Origin of the sequence: Clostridium sp. LS, from assembly GCF_002760435.1 — a bacterium.
Taxonomy (GTDB): domain Bacteria; phylum Bacillota; class Clostridia; order Clostridiales; family Clostridiaceae; genus Clostridium.
This window is the reverse complement of the sequence record NZ_AUUU01000043.1, coordinates 59,004-65,344: the sequence shown is the minus strand read 5'-3', so window position 1 is coordinate 65,344 and position 6,341 is coordinate 59,004. Positions and strand designations below refer to the sequence as shown.

Sequence of the window (6,341 nt, the reverse complement as noted above, 5' to 3'; positions counted from 1 at the left end):
CCGAAAAGGAGCATCGCTCCTGATTAAAATTTAATCATTTTGCGACACTCCCTTTTATATCAGTTATTTCTGTTGATTAAACTATAGCACTAATTATTACACCATTCTGATTTTAGCAGGGCGTATTCGTAGGTGTTAAACCAAATGGGATTACCATTGATGTCAGTTTTAAAATATATATTTTGCAAAAGCATACCTTCACGCCTCATTTTGATGCGCTCAAGTAACTTCCAAGAAGGTTTATTCTCGGTACTGCACATAGCTATAATTCGTCGTGCTCCTAAATGTGCAAAGGCATAATCAATTAACTTTTCTGCACTTTCAGAAGCATAACCATGGCTGTGATAATTTCTGTTAAATACATATCCTAGTTCAAAGGTATCAAAATCACATTTCCCTAAATATAGATTTCCAATTAATTTTCCATTTTGTTTTAAGCATACAGCATAAAAAGATTCGCTTTTCGATCTATTAATTGCTTCCTCCTTAGCTTGGTTCTCTGAATATATATCGTATGGTTCAAATTTAACGACTTCTTTGTCTGATAAGTACTCATGTAAATCTCGCCAGTCATCTACAGTCTATTATTATGATAATTATAGCATTAATTCCAATATAATGTATTAAATTTTTCTAGATTTATGCTTTTTAATATTACAAATTTAAAAATTGGAGCACGAACTTTCTAGAGGGTTTTTGAGAAAATTATAAATTAAAATACAATATAAGTGTATTATATTTTAATTTAGTAAAAAATAAGAAAAGGTACTAGTAAGTAATAACTTGTAGAGTATTCAGTATCTTTTTAAATAATAGATAACTTTATATATGGTATAATAAGCTTAATTAAGTTGGAACATAAGACTTTTATAATATGAAGAGATAATCCTAAATGCATTATTAACTAAATTTCTAGAGGGGGATGATTAATGAAAAGAAAATATAAGAAGGCTTTAGGCTATGTTAATAAGATTTTATTTATGGTTTTAGGATCAATTTTAGTGTCAATTGGCCTTGAAATATTCTTAATACCTAATAATATAATAGACGGTGGTATGACAGGGATATCCATAATGGCTAGTTATTTAACAAAAGTCCAATTAGGAGTATTTACATTTATACTTAATTTGCCTTTTGTAGTTGTTGGTTATAGACAAATAGGGAAGACCTTTGCGTTTTCAACTATATTCTCAGTAATATGTTTATCCATAGGTGTTACTCTGCTTCATCCTGTGCCAGGTATAACTCAAGATACACTTTTAGCAACTATATTTGGCGGTATTATAATGGGTATAGGAGTAGGTTTAATTATACGAAATGGTGGTTCTCTAGATGGAACTGAAATTATAGCCATAATACTTGATAAGAAAAGCGCATTTTCTATTGGAGAAATAGTTATGTTTTTTAATTTGTTTATCTTAGGAAGTTCAGGTTTTATATTTGGCTGGGATAGAGCTATGTATTCACTAATAGCTTACTTTATTGCTTTTAAAACAATAGATATTACTGTTCAAGGCCTTGATGAATCAAAAGCAGTAATTATTGTTTCTGATAAGAGTAAAGATATTTCTGAAGCTATAATAGATAGGCTTGGTAGAGGAATTACCTTTTTAGAAGGGAAGGGTGCATATAGTGGAAACCAAATGGATGTCATATATGTGGTATTAACAAGACTGGAAATTGCAAAATTGAAAAATATAATTAATGGTTTTGATGAAGATGCATTAGTTACAATTACTAGTGTTGAAGGTGCTGGAAAGAGGTATAAAAAGAAAGCAATACATTAAAAAGTTAATTTTAATATAGTAAATCAGTCATAATATTTTTTGTAATATAGTATATATGAAAAATGTACTGACATAATTTTATTTTGTGAAAAAGCAAGAAAGGGCTGATTTAACACTAATAATATAAAAAGAATGCCTGTACTTGATAATAAGCAAGCATAGGTATTTTTTAATTTTTGAAAATAAAAGAAAGTTCAATTATTTATTTTCTTAAAGGTTTACAATACCTCCATAAAATATGTACAATATAATTGGAAAGAAATTCAAAAAAGTTTGTGCAAAATATTAAACTTTCAAATTTCATTTATAAGGAGAATTATTATGAATCCAAGTTATTTTAGAATTAAATTACCCAAGGATGAAGCAATAAGTAGGTTAACTTCATGGTTAAATTCTGAAAGAAAATTTAAATTAATTGAAACAGATTCAATAAAGGCAATAAATTTAGCTTGCAATGAAAATGGTACCTGGAAAAGTCTTGATTCAGTATTTTTATATGAAAATGAAGGTTGGACTGTATTTGAAGATTTAACTGGAGGATATTCAGGAGTTCCATCTAAGTCTTGGCTTAATTTTGCACAGAAAGAATCTTTTGTCTTTGCAGGATATAATGATGCTATATGCTATGGAGAATTAATTGTTATAGAGGATGGGAAAATCATCAGGGAATTTTTGGAGGACCAAGAGAGAGAGGAATATAACAAAGATGTTGGAGAACTTTCTTTTGAAAAAGAGCTTCCGATTGAAAGTTGGAGAGAAGTCGCTGATTTTGTTGATAATGATGACTTAGCTTTTTTAGAATATGGTTGGTTGTTGATTCAGGAATAAATAATATCCTGCCATAGAATTACAATACACTAGAAAACAAAAGCAAAAGATTTAATTTTGAAAAAATATTGTAGATAGAAAATATGTGGAGGATGGTATCCACATATTTTTTTACATTTTTAGATAATCTAAGGGGGAATTAACTTAATATTTTTATAAGAGATAAGTCCTCATTGTAACATATTTTTAACAATGTTCTCCATTTAGAAGGGGTAATGTTAAGCAAATACAGTACAATACAATAAGATAATATTTAACATAATTTAACATTAAATTCAATGCCATTGTGTTATAATGTAGTAAGGATGGTATATAGAGAATTTGTTAAGAAAAAATGGATTAAAATACAAAATGATGTATAACAAAATACTATTATGTAAACAATTTAGGGTTGAAAACATAGGCGATATTTTGATAAACACATATTGCTTATTTATCCACAAATGCCAATAATGTGGGAAAATTTAGGAGGTTTTATTGTGTATAAAAAGGGTACTTTTGATTTGATTAATAAGGTTCCTTGTATATTGGTGAAAAATGAGAGCGTTATAGAAGTGGGTAGACTGTTTGTAGAAATGACACAATACGATGCTGATGAATTAATTAATAAAAATCTAAAAGATGTGCTTACTACATTAAGAGTGGGTCCAAGCTTTGATATTAAAAATATTAATGAAAAAGCTGAATATTTTTTATTTACTAAACTATTTGAATATAGATCAATTAATATTGAAATAGTTAATCAAGGAAATGAGAAAATATTTATTATGAGAGAGAGGCCAAACTCCAGATTTGAGGTTAGGCATTCTTATTTGTCTCAATTATGTAAAGCAGATGCTGTTGGAATTGCAGTCTATAGTGTACCTGATATGGTACTAATTAAAGCAAATAAAAAATACTTAGACTTTCTCCAGCCTCCATTTAACAATAGAAACTTTAGTATAGGAATGAAAGTGGAAAAAATTATTCCTAATCACTATGATAACTCGGTATATAAGTTTTTGAAGAAGGCTATAGATACAGGTGAAACAGTACAAGTAAAGGAGCATAGGCATATAGGTTATGAGAAAGATATTACTTATTGGGACTCTATAATTACTCCAGTTTCGGAAGACGGAGAACTAAAATATGTAGTTTGCAATACCTTTGATGTAACAGAAAAGGTTAATGATAGGAAAAAAACTCAAGAGGAGATTAAAGCTGTTAATATTCAAAATAAGCAACTGGAAGATGTTTTCGAAAGTGTTTATGACGGATTGGTTTTAATAGACAATAATAAGAAGTTAACCACACTAAATAAATCTGCAGAAAAAATTCTAAATTTGATAGAAAGAAATAAAAAAATTGATAGTAACTTAAACATAGTTAAATACTTTGATATTAACGGAAATATACTTGAGGAAGACGAGTTACCTTCAAGTAGAATTTTAAAAGGCGATATATTAAGTGATTATAGATTAATTGCAAAAAGCGCCCATAGAGAAATATATATCAGTGCTAGCGGGAAGCCAGTTTATGATAATGATGGAAGTCTCTTATATGGAATAATGAGCTTAAAAGATATTACTGAAAAGGTTATACAGGAGAAAATTATAAAATTGCAGCAAGATGCAGTTTTAGATGCAGAGCGTGAGAGAAATGAAACATTAGAAAAAGCTTTAGAAATGAAAGATGAATTTTTATCTATAATATCCCACGAGTTTAGAACACCACTTAACGTTATTAATTCAGCTATTCAAGCTATGCAAAGCATTTGTTCCGAGGATTTATCAGAAAGCGCTAAAAAATACTTGCGTATGATAAAATTAAACACCTATAGGCAGTTAAGGTTAGTTAATAATCTTCTTGATATAACTCGAGCAAGTATAGGTGTAATTAAAATAAATAAAAAGAATACAGATATTATTATTTTAACAGAAGCTATTATAGATTCCGTAAAAAAATATGCTTTACAAAAAGGTATACAATTAATATTTACAACTTCTCATAAAAATATGATAATAGGTATTGATAATGAAAAATATGAAAGAATTCTTTTAAACCTCCTTTCTAATGCTATTAAATTTACCCCTGCTAGTAGACAGGTAACTGTAAAGCTTAATGTATATAAGAATGATATTCATATAGAAATAGAGGATAAAGGTATAGGAATCCCCAAAGATAAAATAGATTTTATTTTTGAAAGATTTGGACAGATTGATAGTTCGTTATCCCGCCAAGCTGAAGGGACAGGCATAGGGTTACCATTAGTAAAGAAACTTGTTGAAGCCTTAGATGGGAAAATATCTGTTAAAAGCAAATTAGGTAAGGGCAGCACCTTTACTATAATACTTCCTAATAAAAAAGTTTTAGGCAAACATAAAGAAAATTCTAATACTGATTTGTTTAATAGTCATCTTTTATATAGTACAAATGTAGAGTTCTCAGATATATACCTGTAATATAATAGTCTAAAAATTTAATTGTGATGCTAATGAAATATTTGTCATATATTACTGCCATTAGGCTCCTTAATGTCATAGCGTTAAGGAGCTTTTTTATGCAAAAAATTATGAATAGTGATAAGGTATGCGACAGTTGGAAATGGATGCAAAGTATGAATTTTCAATATTAAGATAGTTTTAAGGCCGTATCAATTAATTTTCTTATAGTTGGAATATGGTATAATATGTATATTGGTTTTTTATAGAGCTTAAAATTGTAATTAAATCAATAGAAATAAGGTGGGTGTAATTTAGGAACTGAAAGAATAGATATTAACTTATGGTGAAAAAATATAAAGGGGAAACTAGCATTATATGCGGAGAGTATAGATTTTGGGGGGATTTTATGGGAAACAATAGCATAGGTAAACATATAAATGTGGAAATAAAAAATAATAATAACGTATTAAAGAGTGAAGAAAATTTAATGCAGAAAGAATTTATTAAAAATATTGATATATCAGCTAAAGAAAGAAAAAATGATAAATTTAAAGGCAAGACAGATTGGTTTAAACTATCATTAATTGCCTTGATAATAATTTTTATAAGTATTACTATGTATGGAATAAAATCAATAAAATCTAGTATAGGAATAAATCAAGAACAAAAGTGGGAATATAAGACTATGAAGATATTACCAGAGACAAGCAATAGTAGAACAGGAGAGGGTTCTGCTAATATTAATACTATTACGCCCTCTGAAGAACAATTGAACGAATTAGGAGGAGACGGCTGGGAACTAGTAAGTTCATATCTAGAGATGGAAACTGCATACCCTAACTTTGGCAATGATAAATATGTGACAGGCCTACAGCCAAATGTTCGTCCGCAACGGTTGGTATTATTGCTTAAAAGGCCTGTAAAAGGGAAATAAATAACTAAAGAAAAATAAGCTAAGAATTAATACTTGTAATTAAAAAGTGATAAGTTATAAGTTTCTTTCCTAAACTTACAACCTATCACTTATAGTTTTTAATTATCTTTCTAGTTTTGATACTGATAATTTCTAAAAGCAAATTTATTAGAGCCATTAATAGATTTATTTCTAGTTATATGAATTTCACTACATTTTGTTTAATTTCTTTTTAAATTCAGATTCAGTAATTTCAATCTTTTCATCTTTACTATAAAAAGCATTACAACCAATTAATACAAGACAAACAAAAATAACTATCATTAGCATATTTATTCCCCCTTTAAATATATAATTGATTATATATATTATAGCATATTTTTATTGTAA

4 protein-coding genes and 1 pseudogene are annotated in these 6,341 nt (G+C 28.2%); 4 read left to right on the top strand and 1 reads right to left on the bottom strand.

Annotation, left to right across the window (positions count from 1 at the left end; genetic code table 11):
• Positions 1 to 89: 89 nt before the first annotated feature.
• Positions 90 to 566 (bottom strand): annotated as a pseudogene (locus tag COL3_RS11540) (GNAT family N-acetyltransferase); the annotation flags it as partial.
• A gap of 414 nt (positions 567 to 980) precedes the next feature.
• Between COL3_RS11540 and COL3_RS11535 the strand changes: the two are divergent.
• The 4 genes from COL3_RS11535 (at position 981) to COL3_RS11520 (ending at position 5,972) form a co-directional block, all read left to right on the top strand.
• Positions 981 to 1,787, top strand: a complete 807-nt coding sequence (locus tag COL3_RS11535; protein WP_099716624.1) for a YitT family protein — start codon at positions 981 to 983, stop codon at positions 1,785 to 1,787.
• Positions 1,788 to 2,108: 321 nt separating this feature from the next.
• A complete protein-coding gene (locus COL3_RS11530) occupies positions 2,109 to 2,615 on the top strand; it encodes a hypothetical protein (RefSeq protein WP_008419477.1) in 507 nt (168 codons plus the stop codon).
• A gap of 479 nt (positions 2,616 to 3,094) precedes the next feature.
• Complete coding sequence (locus COL3_RS11525; protein ID WP_008419478.1) at positions 3,095 to 5,056, top strand: PAS domain-containing sensor histidine kinase; 1,962 nt, start codon at positions 3,095 to 3,097, stop codon at positions 5,054 to 5,056.
• Between the two features lie 388 nt (positions 5,057 to 5,444).
• Positions 5,445 to 5,972: a DUF4177 domain-containing protein gene (locus tag COL3_RS11520; protein ID WP_008419480.1), complete on the top strand. Its 528-nt coding sequence runs from the start codon at positions 5,445 to 5,447 to the stop codon at positions 5,970 to 5,972.
• The last annotated feature ends 369 nt before the right edge of the window (positions 5,973 to 6,341 follow it).